This window comes from Patescibacteria group bacterium (assembly GCA_041671645.1).
Taxonomy (GTDB): domain Bacteria; phylum Patescibacteriota; class UBA1384; order XYA2-FULL-43-10; family 1-14-0-10-43-13; genus JBAZBD01.
Window position 1 is genome coordinate 50,526 of record JBAZBD010000001.1, and the last position, 20,915, is coordinate 71,440.

At 43.2% G+C, this 20,915-nt stretch carries 19 protein-coding genes and 1 riboswitch; of the genes, 7 read left to right on the forward strand and 12 right to left on the reverse strand.

Annotated features, from left to right (window positions below):
* The first annotated feature begins 13 nt into the window (after positions 1-13).
* Together WC227_00250 and WC227_00255 are read left to right on the forward strand one after the other, a co-directional pair.
* A complete protein-coding gene (locus WC227_00250; protein ID MFA6963136.1) occupies positions 14-1,267 on the forward strand; it encodes a fibronectin type III domain-containing protein in 1,254 nt (417 codons plus the stop codon).
* Complete coding sequence (locus tag WC227_00255) at positions 1,268-2,695, forward strand: flippase (protein MFA6963137.1); 1,428 nt, start codon at positions 1,268-1,270, stop codon at positions 2,693-2,695.
* A gap of 2 nt (positions 2,696-2,697) precedes the next feature.
* Here WC227_00255 and WC227_00260 read toward each other — a convergent pair whose 3' ends face one another.
* Positions 2,698-3,570 (reverse strand): glycosyltransferase, encoded by an 873-nt coding sequence (locus WC227_00260; GenBank protein ID MFA6963138.1) that lies wholly within the window; start codon positions 3,568-3,570, stop codon positions 2,698-2,700.
* Positions 3,571-3,578: 8 nt separating this feature from the next.
* Positions 3,579-4,580, reverse strand: coding sequence for a glycosyltransferase (locus tag WC227_00265; protein MFA6963139.1), 1,002 nt, complete (start codon positions 4,578-4,580; stop codon positions 3,579-3,581).
* 41 nt (positions 4,581-4,621) lie between these two features.
* On the opposite strand from WC227_00265, the gene WC227_00270 reads away from it, so the two are divergent.
* On the forward strand, positions 4,622-5,719 hold the full coding sequence (locus tag WC227_00270; protein MFA6963140.1) for a glycosyltransferase family 1 protein: 1,098 nt from the start codon (positions 4,622-4,624) through the stop codon (positions 5,717-5,719).
* Between the two features lies 1 nt (position 5,720).
* Here WC227_00270 and WC227_00275 read toward each other — a convergent pair whose 3' ends face one another.
* The 5 genes from WC227_00275 to metK form a co-directional block, all read right to left on the reverse strand.
* Positions 5,721-6,095 (reverse strand): hypothetical protein, encoded by a 375-nt coding sequence (locus WC227_00275; protein MFA6963141.1) that lies wholly within the window; start codon positions 6,093-6,095, stop codon positions 5,721-5,723.
* Positions 6,096-6,138: 43 nt separating this feature from the next.
* Positions 6,139-7,602: a hypothetical protein gene (locus WC227_00280; GenBank protein MFA6963142.1), complete on the reverse strand. Its 1,464-nt coding sequence runs from the start codon at positions 7,600-7,602 to the stop codon at positions 6,139-6,141.
* 61 nt (positions 7,603-7,663) lie between these two features.
* Entirely contained in the window at positions 7,664-8,974 is a 1,311-nt protein-coding gene (gene ahcY, locus WC227_00285) for an adenosylhomocysteinase (protein MFA6963143.1), read from the reverse strand.
* Complete coding sequence (locus WC227_00290) at positions 8,943-9,842, reverse strand: PfkB family carbohydrate kinase (GenBank protein MFA6963144.1); 900 nt, start codon at positions 9,840-9,842, stop codon at positions 8,943-8,945. The genes ahcY and WC227_00290 overlap by 32 nt, the downstream gene beginning before the upstream one ends.
* Positions 9,842-11,005 (reverse strand): methionine adenosyltransferase, encoded by a 1,164-nt coding sequence (gene metK / locus WC227_00295; GenBank protein MFA6963145.1) that lies wholly within the window; start codon positions 11,003-11,005, stop codon positions 9,842-9,844. Before metK ends, WC227_00290 begins: the two co-directional genes overlap by 1 nt.
* A gap of 126 nt (positions 11,006-11,131) precedes the next feature.
* Positions 11,132-11,229: riboswitch (SAM riboswitch) on the reverse strand.
* 112 nt (positions 11,230-11,341) lie between these two features.
* Here metK and WC227_00300 point away from each other — a divergent pair.
* The 4 genes from WC227_00300 to WC227_00315 all read left to right on the forward strand — a co-directional run bounded on the left by WC227_00300 (position 11,342) and on the right by WC227_00315 (position 15,445).
* Positions 11,342-12,031 carry a glycosyltransferase family 2 protein gene (locus tag WC227_00300; GenBank protein ID MFA6963146.1) on the forward strand — a complete coding sequence of 230 codons (690 nt, stop codon included), beginning with the start codon at positions 11,342-11,344 and terminating at the stop codon, positions 12,029-12,031.
* Positions 12,031-12,378, forward strand: coding sequence for a DUF2304 domain-containing protein (locus WC227_00305; GenBank protein ID MFA6963147.1), 348 nt, complete (start codon positions 12,031-12,033; stop codon positions 12,376-12,378). Before WC227_00300 ends, WC227_00305 begins: the two co-directional genes overlap by 1 nt.
* Entirely contained in the window at positions 12,375-13,388 is a 1,014-nt protein-coding gene (locus WC227_00310) for a glycosyltransferase family 2 protein (GenBank protein MFA6963148.1), read from the forward strand. The genes WC227_00305 and WC227_00310 overlap by 4 nt, the downstream gene beginning before the upstream one ends.
* Before the next feature lie 320 nt (positions 13,389-13,708).
* Positions 13,709-15,445, forward strand: coding sequence for a hypothetical protein (locus WC227_00315; protein MFA6963149.1), 1,737 nt, complete (start codon positions 13,709-13,711; stop codon positions 15,443-15,445).
* Positions 15,446-15,452: 7 nt separating this feature from the next.
* Here WC227_00315 and WC227_00320 read toward each other — a convergent pair whose 3' ends face one another.
* Genes WC227_00320 through WC227_00340 form a run of 5 tightly spaced genes read right to left on the reverse strand, consistent with a single transcriptional unit; the run spans position 15,453 to position 20,913 of the window.
* Positions 15,453-16,550, reverse strand: a complete 1,098-nt coding sequence (locus WC227_00320) for a glycosyltransferase family 4 protein (protein MFA6963150.1) — start codon at positions 16,548-16,550, stop codon at positions 15,453-15,455.
* Positions 16,496-17,464 (reverse strand): hypothetical protein, encoded by a 969-nt coding sequence (locus WC227_00325; GenBank protein MFA6963151.1) that lies wholly within the window; start codon positions 17,462-17,464, stop codon positions 16,496-16,498. The genes WC227_00320 and WC227_00325 overlap by 55 nt, the downstream gene beginning before the upstream one ends.
* Positions 17,465-17,518: 54 nt before the next feature.
* Entirely contained in the window at positions 17,519-18,472 is a 954-nt protein-coding gene (locus tag WC227_00330; GenBank protein ID MFA6963152.1) for a GNAT family N-acetyltransferase, read from the reverse strand.
* A 12-nt stretch (positions 18,473-18,484) separates the two neighbouring features.
* Positions 18,485-19,792, reverse strand: a complete 1,308-nt coding sequence (locus WC227_00335) for a DegT/DnrJ/EryC1/StrS family aminotransferase (protein ID MFA6963153.1) — start codon at positions 19,790-19,792, stop codon at positions 18,485-18,487.
* Positions 19,780-20,913, reverse strand: coding sequence for a hypothetical protein (locus tag WC227_00340; GenBank protein ID MFA6963154.1), 1,134 nt, complete (start codon positions 20,911-20,913; stop codon positions 19,780-19,782). Before WC227_00340 ends, WC227_00335 begins: the two co-directional genes overlap by 13 nt.
* Between the last annotated feature and the right edge of the window lie 2 nt (positions 20,914-20,915).

A 20,915-nucleotide genomic window follows, 5' to 3' on the forward strand; every position in this document is an offset into this window, starting at 1 on the left:
TTAAAAGGATAATATGAAGAAAAATTTGTTAGTATGCGTATCGGCGTTCTTGTCAGTTTTATTTTTGCCCACGCTTGCCATGGCGGCTGGTATTTCTGTCTCGTCTGGCAGTCTGAAATACCCAGGAGATGAAGCTACTGGCACCGTTACGGCTAGCGGCACTACTTTTAATGCCTTTTCGGGGACGATCGGGTCCGGCGGCGTGATCAAAATAGTGAGCTGTTCTCCTGGAGATGCCCTCTGGGTAAACAAGCCAAACGGAGCTGGCAGTTTTGCCGGAGCTTTGACTGAGCCAGTTTCCTCATTTCGGATCGCTTCCTGCAAATTGAGAGCTAGTACGACAGGCAGTGGAACATTCTCTGTCTCTGGAGTATCTCTGGCCGACAAAGGACCTATCGTCGGGACTGATGGCGACAGCACATCCTTCAGCATCGTTCGCCGTCCGACGCCCCCAGGTGCTATCTCCATCTCTTCGGCGACTCACGCTGACCAAAATACGTCCTACGAAGCGAACACCGTCATCTTGTCCTGGGATCGGCCAAGCAATATTACCGGTTTCTCCTATCTTCTCGATCAGACCGCTGACACTATTCCTGGCGCGAAGGTGACCTCCAATGAGATGACCGTCACTTATGCGGATCAAGCAATCGGGACATATTATTTCCATATCCGAGGACAGAACAATGATGGCTTTGGCGACACTTCGCATTTCAAAATTATGATCAAGGAGCCAGATCCAAAGATTAAGGAAGAAATTGCCAAACCCTCCGATATTTCAATCTCAAAAACAAGCGACTTCAAAAATATTATAGCTGACGGCACCGCATCAGGTATCAAGATCTCAGGCCTGACACTGCCAGAGTATATGGCTAACATCAAATTGGAACCATCGCCAAAGATACCTGAGGGCAAATTGATGTCGGCCAAGGCTGACGCCAATGGCAGATTTGAATTCCTGATCGACTTTCCGATACCAGCAGGGTCGTATATTTTGACAGTTCAGGGTCAAAACAACAAAACTTTAACCCCAGTCTCCGATCCGATTCGCTTCGAGCTCTCTCAAAAAGAGGGTGGATCAATCCAAATTGTTACGGCAAGCGATGAAAATGTCCCCATTATTCCACCCAAGAAATGGCATGAAAAAGTAAATTGGTTGGCGGTTTCTATCGCAATAGCTTCGCTTTGGTTGATTTCCGCAGCCATAATTGTTACTTTGGCAGTAAGGAAAAAGATAAATTTGAAGAAATTCACTAAATTGATTGGTTAGATGAAAGAAAAACGAGCCATTTTTATCAGTACCGCTTCGCAAATAATTGTGCGATTTTTCACCTTGGCCTTTACTCTTATCGCGGTCAAACTGATCACAAACTATCTGGGAACCAAAGGAACCGGTGATTATAACACTATTAATACCTTCCTGGGCTTCTTCATTGTCATTGCTGACCTCGGTCTATTCTCTGTAGCCGTAAGGGAAATCGCCAAAAATCCAGAAAAAGAGAGAAAAATTCTTTCGAATGTCCTGGCGATTAGAATTATTACCGCGATCTTGGCTGTTATCTTTGCGGTGATAATAATGTTTTCTACAAAGTTCAGCCCAGAAGTAAAATTTGGCACTTTGGTCGGAAGCGGTTTTATTTTCTTCAATCTGCTCTCGAGCGTTTACGATGTCGTTTTGCAGTACAAATTGCAGATGCAGTTCTCTGCGCTAGCTGAGTTTATAACTCGAATTATTACTCTGATCGCCCTGTATATCGTAATCAAAAGTCATGGGAATTTTTACTTGATCATGGCGACACTTACCTTTTCGGCGATACTAATATATTTCTTCAAAAAGATTTTTTCTGATCGTCTGGCTAAATTCAGACCGGAATTCGACCAGAAAATATCAAAATGGATCTTCGATCTCGCTTGGCCTCTGGGAATCGTCTTCGTCATGAATAATCTGTTTTTCAAGATCGACACTCTGATGGTAGCCTGGATCAAAGGATCGGTTGCTGTCGGGATTTATTCAACAGCTTACAAAGTGATCGAGGTGATAGTTTTCATGGGCGGTTATTTTGCTAGTAGTTTGAAGCCTGTCATCTCCCGAGAGATAGATCGCGACAAAGAAGGCGTAGCCCGCATAATTCAAAAATCGGTAAATATTATGCTGATTCTTTCCCTGCCGGTCACTATCATCTCAGTCGCCTTTTCCAGAGAGATAATCCTCTTTATTAGTAGCCCAGATTTTGCAATTGGCGCGAAGGCCCTAATTGTCTTGTCCTTCACTCTACCATTTATTTATCTTGACACCTTGCTTGGTGAAGTGCTCCTGGCCAGCAACGCTCGGAAGTTACTTGTCAAAATAGCTGTTTTTATCTTGGCTTTCAACTTTTTGACGAATCTTTACTTCATTCCGAAATACTCATACATGGGCGCCGCCTTTACGACCCTAATGTCAGAAATAGTCTTGTTTGGCGTAAATTATTACTATACTAAGAAAATATTGCCCTATTCATTCGACAAAAAAATGATCGCAAAGATATTCGCGATTTCCTTGATCTCTTATTTTTTCGCCGTAGCGGTGAAACAGGCCACTTCTTGGCACTTCCTGATTATTATGGCTCTGACACTAGTTCTCTACATTCTTTTGCTTAATGCATGGAAGATACTCACTCTCGCAAGCTTGAAAGAACTGCGTAAAAGCGACCAATAGCGCTATTTAGCTTTGATTAAATCAAAGTCCTTTTTGGCTTGAGCAAAGGCCCAAAAAGGAGTTTTGAGCGCTTTTGCTTTTCCCTTGCCATAGAAGAACATGCAGGCTAGTATCGGCCTTAGTTTGCGCCAGAAGAAACACAGAAGATAGATATGTGAAAAGTTCTTCAGGAAGAAATAGTACTCGTTGTGGAAAAAGTCAAAGTACCAATCAATCCGTGATTTTTGGCGGCCACCACCACTTTTGTGGGCCAGATGGATAATTTCGGCCTCTGGATCAAAAATTATTTTGTAGCCAGCGGCCACGACTCTCAAGACAAAATCGCTCTCTTCTCTCATGGCGTTGCCAATATAATTCTCGTCATAATAGCCAGCTTTGGCGATTATCTCTCGGTAAATAGAGAAGTTCCCTCCGGCGACCGTGTTCACTTCTTCTCGATCACGGCTGGTCCAGTTGACGATAATATTGCCAGTCTTGGTGATATGGTTGGCCTTGCCGGAAGTGAAAACCCCCTTTTCATGAGGTAGGACGACTCGTCCAGTCACTGCAGAAATGCTCTTGTCCTCATAATTCTTGAGGTGCTTGGCTAGAAATCCTTCGACCGGGATGATGTCGTCATCGAGGAATAATACTAATTCCCCTGTCGCCTTCCGAGCAGCGAAATTCCTGGCGGCTGGCGCGTTTGGCACATCCAAATGAAAATATTTGATAATCGGAATTTTGGCCACAAAATCGAGGAAAGGTTTGTCGACATCTTCAGACTGATCGATAATCAAAATTTCCTCAATCAAAGATTTTTCTCGAAGCAAAAGATCGATTGTATCTTTGAGCACACCGTATCGATTGAGAGTTGGGATGATAATTGAAAATTTCATATTTAGTCTTAATTAATTCCTGAAACTTCGTCGAGCATCCAACTTGATTGTCGCCTTGAGGCCCAGCCAGAATAGCGACGTTTGCATTTGATAATGAGTGAAGCCAACGATGGGGACAGAGCCAGGATTGATCTCATCAATTCTCGGCTTCTGCTTGAGATGTATTTTTCTGATTCCTGATAGTTTGACTTGGCCTTCTCGTAATCCTTCGCTTCTAGGTAATAATTGCCGAGTCGAATCAGGTAAGTCCCGATTTGGCTCTGGACGAAAGTTTTATCAACAGGATCGAGCTCCCATGTACCATCTATTTTTTTGTAGCAATAGACCAGATCGATCAGCATTTTGTCTACTCTGTGAGAGAGGCTGGTACGATGGAATCTCCAACGAAAGAGCGGCTCCGAGATAAAGGTAAGTTGTCCCTCTCGAGCTAGACGAAGCCAAAGCTCATAATCATCAGCGAGCTTCATCTTTTCGTCGAAACCGCCGAGTTTCTTCAAAACTGACGCTCTAACCACCGCGCCAGTCGTCGTCAAGATAAAATTCTGCTTGATTAAAGCCTTCAAAATACTCTTTTGGCTTGGCACAGACTCAATCTCGGGCCATCGGGCGGCAAGATCAATCTTTTTGACATCATCGAAAATGAAACCATTGGCGAAATTGGCAACTGCGTCAGAGTTTTTCTCGAGAGAATCGACTTGTTTGGCCAGCTTGGTCGAAAGCCAAAGATCGTCATGGTCAGAGAAGGCAATATACTTGCCACGAGAATTTTTGATTCCGGTATTTTTGGTCCCAGCCGGCGCACCAGCGTTCTTATCGTGTTCTATGAGACGCAGTTTGTCGCCATAACTCTTGATTATCTCAACTGAATTGTCGGTCGAGCAATCGTCAACTAGAATCAATTCAAAATCTTTGAACGTTTGGCCAAGGACTGAGTCTATTGTTTGTCGCAGATTTTTGGCGCCGTTGTAAACCGGAATGATGATCGAAACCAGCGGACTTTTATCGCCCATAGTATTCCTGAAAATTTAATAGTTTGATATATTAAAATTACATGATAATCGGCGTTGATACAAGAGAATTGGGCGAGAGGAAGACTGGCAAGGGCTGGTATGTTTACCATGTCCTGAAAAGGATGCTGGAAAGAGATCACGAAAATACCTATCTTTTGTATTCTAACAAAGAAATCGATTTTCCTCACTTCAAAAATGCCAAACTGGTCAAAGTCGAGAGCGGAGGGATTGGTTGGCATTTCAAGGTAAACAGTCGATTGGGAAAGGATGGGGTCGATCTATATTGGGCTCCGACTAGCCCAATCGTACCAGCAATCGCCAAGATCCCGACCGTTCATACCATCCATGATCTTTCAAACTTGATCTTCCCCCAAACACACACCTGGAAAGGAATCTTGGTCGACAAAATTTTCACTTATTGGGCAGTCAAGAGGACGAAAAAAGTCATAACTATTTCAGAGGCGACCCAAAAAGATATCTTGAGTTTCTATCCTTTCGCAAAGGGAAAAATTGAGATTACGCCGCTCGGCTTCGACCAAGCTTTCAAACCCATGACTGATAGCGAAATCGCACCAATTCTGGCGGAAGACAAACTCAAACCTGGCTATATTCTCTTCGTCGGGACACTCGAGCCCAGGAAAAATATTGAGACGATACTAGGCGCATTTGCCAAGTTAGACCCCAAAACGCAAGAAGCTCATCCGCTCATAATTTGCGGCAAGAAGGGTTGGCTTTATGAGAATATATTTGCCAAAGTCGATCAGCTGAATCTCAAAGACAAGGTCAAATTCCTGGAGCACAAGGGGCTCAGAGAGCTACCAGCGCTTTATAATGGGGCTTCGGTCTTCGTCTTCCCGTCTCTATATGAAGGGTTTGGTTTGCCACCGCTCGAAGCAATGGCCTGCGGCAAGGCAGTCATCGTAAGCAATGTTAGCTCTCTGCCAGAGGTAGTCGGAGACGCTGGCATTTTGATAGAGCCAAAAGACGCCGATAATCTGGCACAAAATATTACAAAAATACTAAGCGACAACAACTATCGCCAAGATCTAGAGCAAAGAGGATTGAGAAGAGCGAAAGAGTTCTCCTGGGAAAAAACTGCCGATCAGACCAGAGACATACTGTCGAATATATTGAAATAAACTATTTGTTCTGCCAGTCGTTGTGGAAATAAAATGATGGAATCTTCTCACGAGATTCCTCTTTTTTTGGCTTGTTTTTTTCGAGCGATATCCAAATTAGAAAATTGAATAATCCGACGGGCAGAACGATCAGAATCGCAAAATAGAGATAGTTCACAATTAACTTCGTCGAGAGATAGATATCATCACTAGTCAGCCAAAGATAGGGCGCAGGAATCTTCTTGAAGAAGAGTAGGAGTGCCATCGTCGTAATGATCAGTAAATTAACGATGTAACGTAATTTGACCTGGGAAAGAAACAGCAGGACGCCAGACAATAGCGCTGCAAAACGAAAACGTCCGCCCCATTCTGGATGGTAGAAGGCTAACGTGAACATGATGATTATCAAAAGAGCAAATACCGATCTGATCGGAGACTCGCTACTTTCGTTTTTTTCTTGTGGGGGCTGCTGGGGGTGGGTCATTTTTCTTCAGAATTAATACTTTATCATTATAAACTATAGAGTAATTCTTGAAATCTGTGGGCGACGAGGTAGCCTCGGGCGGAAAGTAGATATAGTCATATTTGACTTCGTTGCCTTTCGCTAGATAGTCATCTAGGGCTGGCTTTTCAAAGAGCATATTATCATACACTAGATTGTAGCGATCACCTACCGCCTTGATCCATATGCCATAGCGCCAATAAGCCGCAATCGTTTTATCTTCGGGAATGTTGTCCCTTACCCAGGTGATGGCCTTTTGGTCCGATCCAGTCATAATTGCCTGGGCTCCCGGGTCATTCTTCTGCCAATTCAATAATACTGTGTTGGCGCTGTAGCTAGGAGCGATCGCAAGAAATGCGAGTATCGCGATTAATGTACAACGAGCAACCGCTGGCAAAATCACCGTTTTGGCTAGCGAATAGATCCCGACCGCCGCGAATACGGCCAGACCCATTTCGAAATACGGGTAGAAGCGAAATGAGAGGAAATATATCCCGAAAACATAGTTTAGCGACATGAAAAGCCCTGCGATTACAAGGGCAAATCCAACCTTCACTTCATGCTTGACCCAGTTTTTCAACGAAGCGATAAGTCCAATTATAGCCAAGAATGGGACAAGGATGCGTTGTGGTTGGTCAGAAGTAAGGATCAGCCAAAACGGGCGCTGACCGTATCCCTTCGGATCGCCCGAGACGAAAAGTAAAAACTTTTCAATCAAGTCATTTTTGAAGAAATAAGTAAGCAGTCCGGCCAAGGCATATATTGCCAATAAAATCAAAAGAAATTTCCTGCTCTCTTTGTTCTCTGACTCGACGAATGTAAGAACACAAATAGTTATGAAAAATAATACATATATGATAAACGAAAGCGGATGGGAAAAAATTAAAATTATTGAAAAAATAATTGTAAAGACGATATTCTTTTTTACAAAGAAATAGAGCAGGAGTGCAAACGCAAACCAGCCCCACGTCTCTCCGAGAAGGCCCATCCTGATACCGTCGTTGGTCCAGCGACTTGTCACGAAGATCAGGGCTGACAAGAAACCGACGATCCAACTCTTCGAGATTGATTTGGCGAGGAGCGCAACCCCGAGGCCGGCAAGAAAAAAGTAGAAGGAAATAGTTACAGTGAAGAGCCGAGGCAATTCTACCCCGTGGAACACAATGGAAAGCCATTTGAAAATTATCAGCGGGATCGGGTAGAACATCCCACATATATCGCTGAAGCTCATGGTCTTGATTCGAGTAATATGAGTCGCTGGATCATCGCCTATCGGAAAAGCAGTGACACGCGCGTATTGGAATGCAAAGTAATAGAGCAGATAAACAAAAAATGCCCCGACCAAACTTCTCCAAAGAAGGGGGTATTTTTTGAAAAAATTAGAGACTTTTACAATAGCCATTTCCTGATAATCATACCAGAAAATGGCCATCCAGCGGAAGTGGACGAGACGAAATCAAAGCCTAGTATCTGTAGTTGTCTGGCTTGAATGGACCAGATTTTTTGAGACCGAGATATTTGGCTTGTTCTGTGGTGAGAGTGGTAAGTTTGACATTGAGATGGTCTAGATGAAGACGGGCAACCTTCTCGTCGAGCTCTTTGGACAAAGTGTAAACTTTGCCTTTTTCGTATTTGTCAGTCTCGGTGAATAGTGCGATCTGGGCCAGACATTGATTGGTGAACGAAGCACTCATGACGAAACTTGGATGGCCATGGGCATTCCCCAGATTCACCAGTCGGCCACGAGATAGCAGGATGATGTCATTGCCATTCTTCAAGGTGAATTTATCAACTTGAGGTTGGATATTTTCTTCTTTGGCGTTTGTCTCGAGCCATCTGACATTGATCTCCGAATCAAAATGCCCGATGTTGCAGACAATCGTTCCCGATTTCATTTTGGCCAAATGCTCGCCTCGGATCACGTCGCAACAGCCGGTAGTGGTGACAAATATGTCTCCAATCTTAGCCGCTGTCTCCATCGTCACAACTTCGAATCCTTCCATCGCCGCCTGGAGAGCATTGATTGGATCGATTTCGGTGACCAATACACGAGCGCCAAAGCCACGCATGCTCTGAGTGCAACCCTTTCCAACATCGCCATAACCAGCAATGACGACAGTCTTGCCGGCGATCATAATATCAGTCGCTCTCTTGATACCATCAGCCAAACTTTCACGACAGCCATATTTGTTGTCGAATTTTGATTTTGTTACTGAGTCGTTGACATTAATAGCTCTGAATTTGAGAGTTCCCTTCTCGGCCATCTGATAAAGTCGGTGAACACCGGTCGTCGTCTCTTCTGAGACGCCCAAGATTTCGTCGACCAATTCTGGGTGCTTTTCAGCGACCAAGACAGTCAGGTCGCCGCCATCATCCAATATCATGTTTGGGCCTTTGCCACCTTTGAACTTGAGAGACTCTTCTACACACCACCAGTATTCTTCCTCGGTCTCACCTTTCCAGGCGAAAACTGGGATGCCAGCCTTGGCAATCGCGGCGGCGGCATGGTCCTGGGTCGAGAAAATATTGCAGGAGCTCCAACGAACCTCTGCGCCCAATTCTACCAGCGTCTCGATCAAAACGGCTGTCTGTATCGTCATATGGAGGCAACCAGCAATCCTGGCGCCCTTGAGCGGCTTGGCAGGGCCATATTCACGACGAGTCGACATGAGCCCTGGCATTTCCTGCTCGGCCAATTTTATTTCCTTGCGACCCCAGTCAGCAAGAGAAATATCGGCGACCTTAAAATTCTCTGATTTGTTTGAAGACGTCATAACGTTCCTTTATATCTTTATATTGAATATTCTTGGTGTAGTTGACACTGAAATCCTCAGCACAACATGAAGCCACGGCCGAACCGTAGACAACAGCTTTTTTGATATTATCAAAAGTTGTGTCGTTTGTCTTGGCCAGATAACCGATCATGCCCCCAGCGAATGAATCACCGCAACCGGTCGGATCTTTCAGTTCTTCGAGCGGATAGCCAGGGGCCGAGAAATAGCCTTTGAGAGAGAAGAGAAGCGCACCATGTTCCCCTTTCTTAATAACGGCGTATTCAGGCCCTAATTCCAACAATTTCTTCCCTGCTTTAATCAAATTTGGCTCATTGAATAATTGTCTCGCTTCGCCCTCATTTAGCACGATTAGATTGACCTTTTTGATTACTTCTAGAAGTTCTGCCTTCTTGCTGCCTATCCAGTAGTCCATAGTATCGGCTACGACGAAAGGTTTGCCCCGCATCTGTTTCAAGATGCTCAATTGAACTGTCGGATCAATATTGGCTAGGAACAAGAAGCTTGCATCTTTGTATGAATCTGGCAGTTCTGGGTCAAAAGAAGCGAGAGAATTGAGCTTCGTCTCTTTGGTCTGTGCCTCGTTCATATCGAACTCGTAGAAACCAGACCAAGCGAAAGTTTCGCCTTTTTTCTCTACTCCAGTCAGATCAATCTTCCGACTCTCCAAAAACTTAGAATATTGGTCGGGGAAATCTAGACCGGCAATGCTAACTAAGGCAGAATCTGTAAAATAAGAAGCCGCTGTGGCCGCAAAAGTTCCGCTCCCGCCAAGCGTACGCTCGACTTTACCAAAAGGAGCTTCAATGTTATCTAGCCCTATTGTCCCAGCAATTATTAAGTTAGCCATTATTTGATCTTCTTAGCTTTTTCCCATGGCAGATCTAGATCTGGACGGCCAAAATGGCCGTAGGCGGCGCATTGTCGATAGAGTGGTCGACGAAGTTTCAACTCTTTGATGATCATACCTGGACGAAGATCAAAGTTCTTGGCGATTTTTTCAGCGATTGCTTCATCAGAGATCTTACCCGTGCCCGAAGTGTTGACGTAAACAGACAATGGCTCTGGCTTGCCGATAGCGTAGGCGAGCTGGATTTCGCATTTGGAAGCAAGCCCAGAAGCTACAACGCTCTTGGCGACCCAACGAGCGGCATAAGCGCCAGATCGGTCAACCTTCGACGGATCTTTGCCCGAGAAAGCGCCTCCGCCATGACGAGCATATCCACCATAAGTATCAACAATAATTTTTCGGCCAGTCAGACCTGTGTCGCCCTCAGGGCCACCGATCACAAATTTACCTGTCGTATTAACATAAATCTTGGTCGCTTTGTCAATTTCAAAACCATATTCCCTGAGCACTGGAGCGATCACTTTCTCGGTGATTTCTTTTCTCAAAGTCTTCTGGTCTTTGTCTTCTGCGTGTTGAGCGGCGATTAAGACCGTGTGAATTCGGGCTGGTTTGTCATTTTCATATTCAACAGTGACCTGAGATTTGCCATCAGGATAGAGACCTTTGACAATATTCTTCTTGCGAACTTCAGCTAGACGCTGGCAAAGTCTGTGCGCTAGCGTGATCGGAAGTGGCATCAGCTCTGGTGTTTCGTCGCATGCAAAGCCAAACATTAAGCCCTGATCCCCTGCACCAAGATGCTCCAAGTCTTCCTTCACAATTTTGCCGCCAGCGGTTTGTTCGAAGCTATCAACACCCTGGGCGATGTCCGAAGACTGTTCTTTGATCGCGGTCATGACACCGGAGGATGAGTGGTGGAAGCCACAACCGTCATAGCCGATCTCTTTGATTACGTTTCGCGCAATCTTGGCCATATCAACGTATGCGTTGGTCGTAACTTCACCTGCTACCACGGCAACACCATTGGTCAACAACGTCTCTACCGCGACTCTGGATTTTTCGTCCTTCTCAAGCAACGCGTCTAGAACTGCGTCGGAAATCTGATCCGCCATTTTGTCAGGATGACCCTCCGTCACTGACTCGGAGGTAAATAAATAACTCATACTAAGCTCCAATCCGCCAAAGGGCGGAGAATTAAGAATATTGAATATAGAATCAAGGTTCGAACCCATAATTCCAAATTCGAGATTCCAAATTCAAAAAAGGCTTGCCACCGGCAAGACTTTACATTTTTATCTTGCCCGAAGGCTTGGATTTAGCACTTTACCTTGCGGCAAGCTGCTGGATGGTCGACGGGCCAATTCCCTACCATCACTCTTGATAATTATTTGATTGTAAATCCACAATACCAATGCTTTGGTCGGCTGTCAAATTCGTACATTGTAGATCGTGATTATATTTGTTATGTTAGTGATATATTTATTCAGGAAGAGAATGAAATGAAACTCGTTATCGTCATCCCCGCTTATAATGAAGAAGCGGCCATTGAACATGTTTTGAAATCATTGCCCAAGAAGATCGAGGGTATCGATGATATTATTTCCTTAGTGGTCGACGATGGCTCTACCGACAAGACAGCCGAGAAAGCATCCCAGCACGCGGGCAGACTCGTCCAGCATGCTATCAATTTGGGTGTAGGAGCAGCCACAATCACAGGGTTGGAAGCTGCCAAAAAACTTGGTGCAGATATTGTCGTCACTATGGACGCAGACGGCCAGCACAATCCAAAAGATATTCGTAGAGTCATCCTGCCGATTTTGGAAAAAAATGTGGACGTGGTGGTCGGGACCAGAATGTATAACGCGGAAGGCATGCCGAAGTTCAAAATCTTTGGTAATCATATGATGAATGTGATGACCTTGATAGTGTTTCGTAAATGGTCTTCTGACTCTCAATCAGGCATGAAAGCATTTAACAGGAAAGCACTTAGAAAGATTTGCCTGCATTCGATGGGATACGAAATTTGTTCTGAGATTGTCGGCGAGATTAAGCGCAACAGGTTGAAGCACCTTGAAGTGCCGATCGAAGTCCTCTATTCAAGCTACTCCAAACAAAAAGGCCAGAGTTGGATGAACGGAGTTAATATTTTAACAAAAATACTAACCATTAAAATCGCAGGGAGAAAATAATGGTCATCATCGCCAAAATACTTTCCATGGTGATAGGGATAGTAGTCATCACCAAAACATTCCATGATTTTCGGAAGAAAAAAGAGAACCTCATAATGTCCCTCTTCTGGATATTTACCTGGCTGGCAGTGATGGTTCTGGCTATCTTCCCGCCGATCATCGACGAGATAAACCGTGCGATTGGCGGAAACGACTCCGGACTCAACACTTTCTTCGGGGCTGCCTTCGTCTTCTTGTTCTTCGTAACATACAGAATATATATCAAGGCCCACCGTCTCGAGAGACAAATACACAGGATGGTGATGAAGATCGGTCTCAAAGATTTTGAGAAACAGGAAGAAGAATGATTTCGGTAATTATCGTCGGCTATAATAGCAAGAAACATCTTCGAGACTGCCTGGAAAGTCTGTTCGCCTCCAAATACAAGAAATTTGAGGTGATCTTCGTCGATAACAACTCGCAGGATGGATCGATAAATTATATCGAAAAAGAATATCCTCGTGTTAAGTTAATTCAGGGCAAGAAGAACTTAGGATTTGCAGGCGGAAATAATCTAGGCATTGATACGGCAGTCAAGAACAAGTCTGAATATGTTTTCCTGCTGAACCCCGACACGATAATCGATCCTGATTGCCTTGGACAACTTGTTGAAAAAGCCGATAGAAATACTATCCTTCAGCCTTTAATCCTCCTTCACGATGGCAAGCGTAAGACCGATTTGGTCAATTCGGCGGGAAATGTCCTGAACTTCCTTGGCTTTAGCTATTGTGGCGATTACAAAAAAAACAAATCGGAGATTGCCTCTGATAAAGATATTTCGGTCGCCAGCGGCGCCGCCATGCTTATCCCTGCTGAGATAATCAGAAAAATCGGCATGTTTGACGAGAGTTTCTTCATGTACCACGAAGACGTAGATCTGAGCTGGCGAGCTAGAATTGCTGGTTATAATATTCGATTGATCAAAGACGCCATCGTTTGGCACAAATACTCATTTAGCAAAAACAAAAATAAGTTCTTCTATGCCGAAAGAAATCGGCTGATATTTTTATTCAAGAATTCTCAAACGAAGACTCTGTTGTTGATCCTGCCTCTGCTGCTCTTGAACGAGATTTTTCTCTTATTGTATGCAACAATCGACGGATGGTTTATAGCCAAAATACAAAGCTCTGTTTCTTTTGTTCAAGGATTATCAAGTGTGCTGAGAGCCAGAAAAAAAATGAAGCGGGCCAAAACAGATAAGGACCTAAAGAAACATCTCAGCTCTAAGTTGAGTTTTTCCGAACTAGATTCCCCTGCTCTCCGTTGCTATAATATTTTGGTTGATAGCTACTGGAAAATAATTCTAAAATTCGTTTAAATATGGCAAGAAGAATAAAAAGTAAAACCTGGCTCCAGGCTAATGTTTGGAAGGGAGTCCCTCAATTCGGTCTCTTTTTTGTAGCCACCTATTGTTTGTCATGGCTGCTAAATTTTTCTTTTGGCATGACTTTGTTCGGTAGTGTATTATTATTTTACTTTCCTGGGAAACTTCTGATAGATCTAGCGCCTTGGATCAATTTTAGCTTTGGGAGATTCGGCAACATCTCGTTAAGTATCCTGTATTCATTTTTTATTTCCACGATTATTGGATTTTTAACTCAGTCATCATTCGAGTTCAATACGATATGGCAGATTTGGTTGATTATTATTATAAATACTTTCCTATCGATTCTTGTTTTGCTCTTTAACCGATGGAAATTATGGAAAAAAATTATTTCTGGTGAGCTAGAACATCAAAAAAAATATACTGTGGACTGGCGTGATTACGCGACAATCATCGCATTTGCAAGTGTAATTTTGATTACAGTGGTTGCAAACCCACTGGCGCAGGACGCTGACGGCTATTTGACACAGCTTACGCGATCAATCGCCCAGAATATCAACTTGGAGCCACGGAGGCAATTCTATATCTCGTTCCTAGGTGTTTGTGCAAAATTTTTGCGAATTGATGTACTTTTTCTGTATAGGAATGTATTCATTGCCTTATTCCTCGGCCTATCTCTCATTTTTTATGATTATTTGAGAAAAAATATACATCCTAGATTTACTGCCATTTTGTTATACATGTCTCTTCTGGCGCCTTCCGTGATACTCACAGAAATGAATATTATCAGACCACAAGTTGGGATGATGGTTCTGACGATTCCAGTCTTGATTCTCACCGCTGCTTCAGTCAAGACTAATAATGCCCTAGCGTCAATTGTGGCCTTCACGATTTCCGTTTTCTCAATGAAGTTTCATGAATTAGGTATCTGCCTTGTGATGATTTCCTCATTAGCGCTTGTGATAAATTTGTCACAACTAATTTTTGTCGATAAAAAAATTCCATTTAAATACGTCATTTTAGCAATTCTTATCATTCTGCCGTATATCGAGCTCTTCCATTTAGGGCAAATCTTCGCTGGTGCTACCTTTATGATTAAATATGCGCTACATTTTTTTGATTCCGTTCATTGGAGGTGGTGGTTTATAAATAACTACCAAACGATGGACGGAGCAGAGTTGGGTTGGACTGGCATTTATGCATTATTTTATTATTTGTATAATGGGATACTGTCGCTTTTGTTAGCCGTTTATCTCTCGGTTTTTCTGCTGAAAAAAAGAATCAAAGTCAGGCCTTACATTGTATTGCCACTTGTCTATATTCTTCTTTTTTTCTTGGTCGCAGAAGTTTTGCCGAGGTTGGGCCTGTTCTTTCTGCCCAATCGAGCTTGGGTCCATTTGTCGATCGGAGTTGTTATCATGACAGCCATGCTCATCGAACGTTGTCAACAACTAGGAGAAAAGAATAAGCTTTTGAACATTGCTCTTATGATATTTATTATTATGGGTTCAGCCGCAAGCTTATATGTTTCCATAAATAACGTCTCCATTGTTTATAAGGAAGAATTGGCAGTCGCAAGATATATCAAAAATCATACACCAGCGAATTCAATAATTTTTTCTACCCAGGGCAATGCCACCTTAATTGACCTTTACAGTAACAGATACTACCATCAGCTCATCTTTGACCATAGGGTCGATAGACTCGAATTTGATAACATATTGGATAAAAATTTACGTAATCTTGCTAGTAATACCCCTATCGTTATCCAGCCAGAGCTCAAACAACAGATAACTACCTTAGAAGATGATACCGTTGTAAGTACGAGAACGGTCTTATTAAAAAATCGAATAATTGAGAACCCTAAAATCCAGTACGATGACAAAACTGCGGTCTATTTCCTGTATTCATATAAGAAATTAAGTGGTTTAAATGCCAAAAGATCGTATCAACAAAATTCTGATGATATATTAAATCGCGAGATATATTCCGCCTTGGGATACCCTATCGTCTATGCAGATAACGGCGGGATACTGATTAAAATCAGATAGGAACCAACTAGTTGAGATGTTTTAGTAATTTGATCAACTTCTCAAATGATTTTGACCATGAATAGCTCCCCGCTGTCTCCAGGCCATTATCGATTAACTTTTTACAAAGTTTAGAATCAGCCAAAATTTTCTTAATAGCGGAGGTTGTTTCTTCCGGTCTATTTACCGCGGTGACAATGCAATTTTCCTTATTCTTCGCATATTCTCTGGCTCCGACAGTGTCAGTCAAAACCACAGGGGCACCTGACGCCATCGCCTCAAGTGCTGGTAAACCGAAGCTTTCTCCTAGGCTAGTATTCACGTAGATCAGTGCCCTACTATAGATCTCTGCAAGCTGTTCCCTATCTTTGTATTTTATAAATTCTATTCCGTTCACAATTCTGTCTTCAACTGTCGGGGATACTACCTTCGCTTTAATCTCGGGGGAATCTCTTTTGATAATTCTATAAGCTTCCTTAAAAATATGGAAGCCCTTCGGTCTTTGCGGTCGGCCAACGAAGAGAAGATAATTATCCCTTTTAAGGGAACTCTGATGGAATTCAGGATCAATGCCGTTCTTTACCACCACTGATTTGACCTTGGAAACGCTTCTCAGGGCTTTTTCTGAGCTATCCGAGACACATACTGCAAGAGCAATGTTTTCAGTGATTTTTTTGTTCCCAAGCATCCGTTTGATAAAAGGGCCGGCCCAAACCATCTCAAAGAAATCTTGAAAAAGAAAAACAATTTTTGCTTCGAGTTTTTTTTGCTTTTTGGCTTTGATGATTGCCGGTAGCAAAGGAGTATAGATCGGAATTAGAAAATCGCACTCTGAAATTAACCCAATTATTTGTTTGAAATAAATTTTCTGGAGAAGAAAGAAATCAACATACCTGATCGGAAAAGATTTATATTGTTTGAGCGTAATTCTCCTGTCGATATCAAAAAGAGTTTGGCGGTCAGCAGAGATAATTGTAACCTCGTGGCCACTCTCGGCCAGGAAGTTTGCATACCTGAGCATGACCAAATTACCACCATGCATCTCTAAATTGGGGGTCAGGAAGGTAATTTTCATTTCAGTTTGTCCGTCATCTTTTTTCTCATCGACATCAGCAGCTTTATCCACGGTCCGTTAAAGACAACAAACGCAAAGATTGAAGTGAACAAATAGGGCACAAAAGCAACAAGCCAATAGTTATTCTCTCGGTAATAACTCCAAAGAATTTTATTCATTTCCTCTCGAGACAAGCAATCCTTGATACCCGACTCATCCTCCACAAACTTACGCTGTTCCCTGCTGATCACATGGGTGGGTCCGGTTGAGAATAAGTCTCTTGTCCTCTTGCCATACTCAAGTTTGTCGATAACGGTAAATTTTCCGACATTAACATCACGCATTCCCTTATTTACTAAGACTGGTGATTTTCCAGTCAAGAAGAACGGAACCCCGAGATCCACAGCGTTAAGAAGATAGGTACCAACATCGTTGGAGGTGGCATACTTATGACTCGAAAGTATCCTATAAAAATTTCTGACAAAATCTTGGCTATTCGAAATCCTCGGCCCAGCCGATGTAACGCTAAAGCCTTCATTCCGATAAATATCAGCGCTCTTGTCAATAAAATCCAACCAGAAGAGGCAGATGGTGACCGGCTGGAATTCAGCCGGAAGAGTTTTAAGCTCCTTACAATATTCCTTGATATTAAAGTCGCTTTTTAGGAAATAAGTTGAATGACTCGGGAAAACAACTGTCCCCTTTGCGTCAGATTTTATGGTAATTTTGTGGGCATTTTTGTAATGGATGTATGGAGACCCCATTACATACGCCGGAATTTTGCTTTTCTTGCGCCAAGCCAAGACCATCCGTTTATTGAAAAGAAAAACACAGGGTTTATCAGTGCTAAGGTCGCTCACTGCCGGCTCCAAGAGAATGCTCCACCCGTGGTCGATATGACAGGGTAACGGCAGAAACCGTGGAAAGCGAGCGTAGTCTTTCAAAACTTGGTTAAAACCGTAATTTCTGCCCTCTGTATATTGCATAGGTGTCCTAGCGTTAAAAACAACTGTTTAGTAAAACCCATTCCGGCCTAAAGCCTAGACCGACGGTTTGAAGGTCGTAACAAAATATGGTTTAAGTTCCGGATTAAAGCTGAGCTTAAAGTCTCCTCTGTTTGGAGAATTTGCCCCGACAAAATCGACCTCGCTGAGCTTTTTATCCATTGCATCACGTACAGCATCAGCCAACAATAATGTGCCTGCGTTTAGATTGCGATAATCCGGATGATTTGCCCCGAATAAGTAGAAACCGGATCGGTCATCAAAGATAAATAGATTGGCGGCAACCGGCACGCCGTCGACTTTGACACAGGTGAGTCTGCCATAGTGATTATCGAGGGCGCTCTTTGTGATACTTCTCAAAAGAAGCGACTCTTTTTCATCACGCTCGATACCTTGGCGCTTAAAGGTTTTATCATGCAGGTCATCCAAAACCATTTCATCGTCAATTTCCTCGATCTTCAAATTCTCAAAAGCTTTCTTGATCTCCTGCCTTCTTACTTTTCGAATCGTGCCCAGATACTCATCAAAGCTTTCATGCTTCCGGAGATCCAAGACGGCTGAATATCTCAACACCAGATTGTATACTCCCTTCTCCGGCTCATGATAATTGAACCATTGAAACGGCCGCATATCAACAAGGCGCCAAGAATGACACAGACACAATTGCCCATAGTGTTCAGTGCACTCAGCGATTAAGAATTCAGTAACCTTAAATTCCAGCGACTGTCGGCGATGTGGCTCCAAAGCTGAATTATCAGCAAGCGACAAGCCCTGATACTCGGTGAAGGGAAATACGCCGGAGATAGGACCATCATCGCCAAATAGCACAACCAGACCGGCAACGATCTTATTGTCCTCGGCACAAGTAACAAGCTCGTATTTTGTATTTAAAGAATTTAAAAACTTTGTCGACACAAATACGCTTCTTTGTGGCGAACTATGGACAAATTCATCCCAAAGCTCGGCACTCTCTCCGAATTTTATCTCCATACTATACTCTCGCTAATTAGTTAACTGGCCTCTATTCTCCCAGACTTTTTTGAATGCGTTCGCCACATCATCCAGATCATCCCTCGTCATCGGCGGTCGCATTAATTCATGAGTTACCAGTAATTCGTAATGCATTTTTTCAGTGACCGGACAGATGCCTTTTTGATAAGAAACGTCATCATTATAAAAAGCACACTTCCATGGGCAGCCTTTGTCGCCATACGCTATTTTTTGCTGAAAAATCGGCTGGAGGTAGAGTGGCTTCACATAGCCTGTCCCTATTTTCACCCCCTCAGTTTCCCTCAGTTCTATGGGAGCCAGCTCTGCCTTGACGGCTTCAATAAATTTTTCTCTAGTGACTCCGGCTTTTGCCTCATCAAATTTAATCGCGTGCAGGTAAAAAACATGTTCGCTCTCCGGCCTGACCTTCGCAACCTCAAGACAGGGGATCTGATTTAGTTTATCATTGAGATAATTAACGTTGTCAATTCGATCTTTTATCAGCCCAGCTAACTTTCTAAGTTGTACTTGAGCAATCGCTGCCTCAATCTCAGTCATCCGGAGATTGAAGCCGACCATATTTACTAAATCGCCGACACCTTTATTCTCAACAACGGCTTCAGCGTGGTTCCTTATTAGCCTGATCTTTTCGGCAAGGTCGTCATCATCGGTCACGACGATACCGCCCTCACCAGTATGAATATGTTTATGGTAGTTCAGCGAGTAAACACCGATATCTCCGAGAGTACCGGCCCATCTCCCTTTATATTTAGCTCCTGGAGCCTGGGCACAATCCTCGATAACCAGCAGATGATGTTTCTTTGCGATTGCATTGATCTTATCAGCGTCATACGGTTGGCCGAATATGTCGACTACAATAATTGCCTTTGTTTGTTTAGTAATTTTTGCCTCAATCGATTCGGGAGACAGACAAAAGTAGTCCTCCTCAATATCGGCAAAGACTGGAATAGAATTAAAAATCAGAGGAGCAGTTGCAGAAGCTGACATCGTATAAGGCGAAACGATAACTTCGTCCCCTGGTCCGGCGCCAACGGCGCCAACGGCACAATAGAGTCCGGAGGTAGCAGAGTTAACTGAAATTGCATGTTTTACGTTAAAATATTTTGCCCATTTTTCCTCTAGCGCACGTACTTCTGGCCCGCCATAAAAATCCTCATGCCATGCTCCTAGAAATTTGGATAACACGCCGGACTCAATAACTTTTTTAGTTATCTCAGTCTCTTCTTGCCCCAGAACTCTATATGCAGGAAAACTTTTGGCTCTGGTCTTCTCGCCACCGTTAATCGCTAATTTTGGCATAAACTCTGCTCCATATAATCAATTACTCTTTTCACCGGATCTTTTATTAATTTGAATTCAGCCATCTTCTCTCTTCCGCCGTTTATAGCCGATTTGATCCGGAAATTCAGGGTTCCTTGGTCTAAAATACTTCTCATTAGCCCAATCCGGTCCAGAACGAAGGGATTGTCCCCTTTGAGCCCGATCTGGATGCTGATCGTCGGTTTACCTAAAATATAAGATTCCAACAGGAACATCGAAGACATCCCACACACAAGATCTGATATTTTTATTAAATCTTGGGAGCAAGAATCCCGATCCAAATATACTTTTATATTATCGCTCTTCAGCTTATTGATCAACCCATCATAATAGCTTTCGTCCTCTTTGGGGTGAAGTTTTATTATCAGAGAAATTTTAAAGTTTTTCTTAACGTCCTCTATATCAGACAACGCTTCGTGCAAGCTACAAAATGTCGTGATTTCGTCATAACCAAAGTGTTCCCTAGCATCGCCATATATTTTTCTGATCGGCTCTGAAGCGTAGGTCACAACATAATTGGAGTGAGAAAGACGATATTTCTTTCTGATCTTTTCCAAAGCATGAGTATCAAATTCTCTATTCTTTAAATACTCGAAGTACGGCTGTCCAGAGACTAAAATCCGATCTACGGGCAATCCGGCCAAAATCGCCTCACTTTTAGCCAGCTCATCCATCACCAATATCTTTGATGGCAGATACTCATGCTGAGGGTTCTTCTTATATTTATCGACATTAGAAACGCCCCATTTTGAAAAACGGATTCCGTAATTTACCCACTGATCCAGAATCGCAAATGAGGGAATGTCCATAATCATGGCCGATGACCAAAGATATTTTTCCGTCATATCATCGGCGCTCGTACCGGTAATGATAAAATCTGGTTTTTGGATGAGAAGAAACCCCTTGATCTCTTTTGGACTTATTTCTTTGATCTCTTCGGCGATCGGCAAAGCGTGGATTCCGTTTTGGTTAAAACGAGTCATCGCGACATCCTTGCCGAATACTACAACCTTATATCCCCTCTGTTTCAATGGTTCAAAAAGAGGAATAACCGTGTTAGCTCCGCCGGGATCTCTGGCAAACAGAAGAATTTTCTTCACCC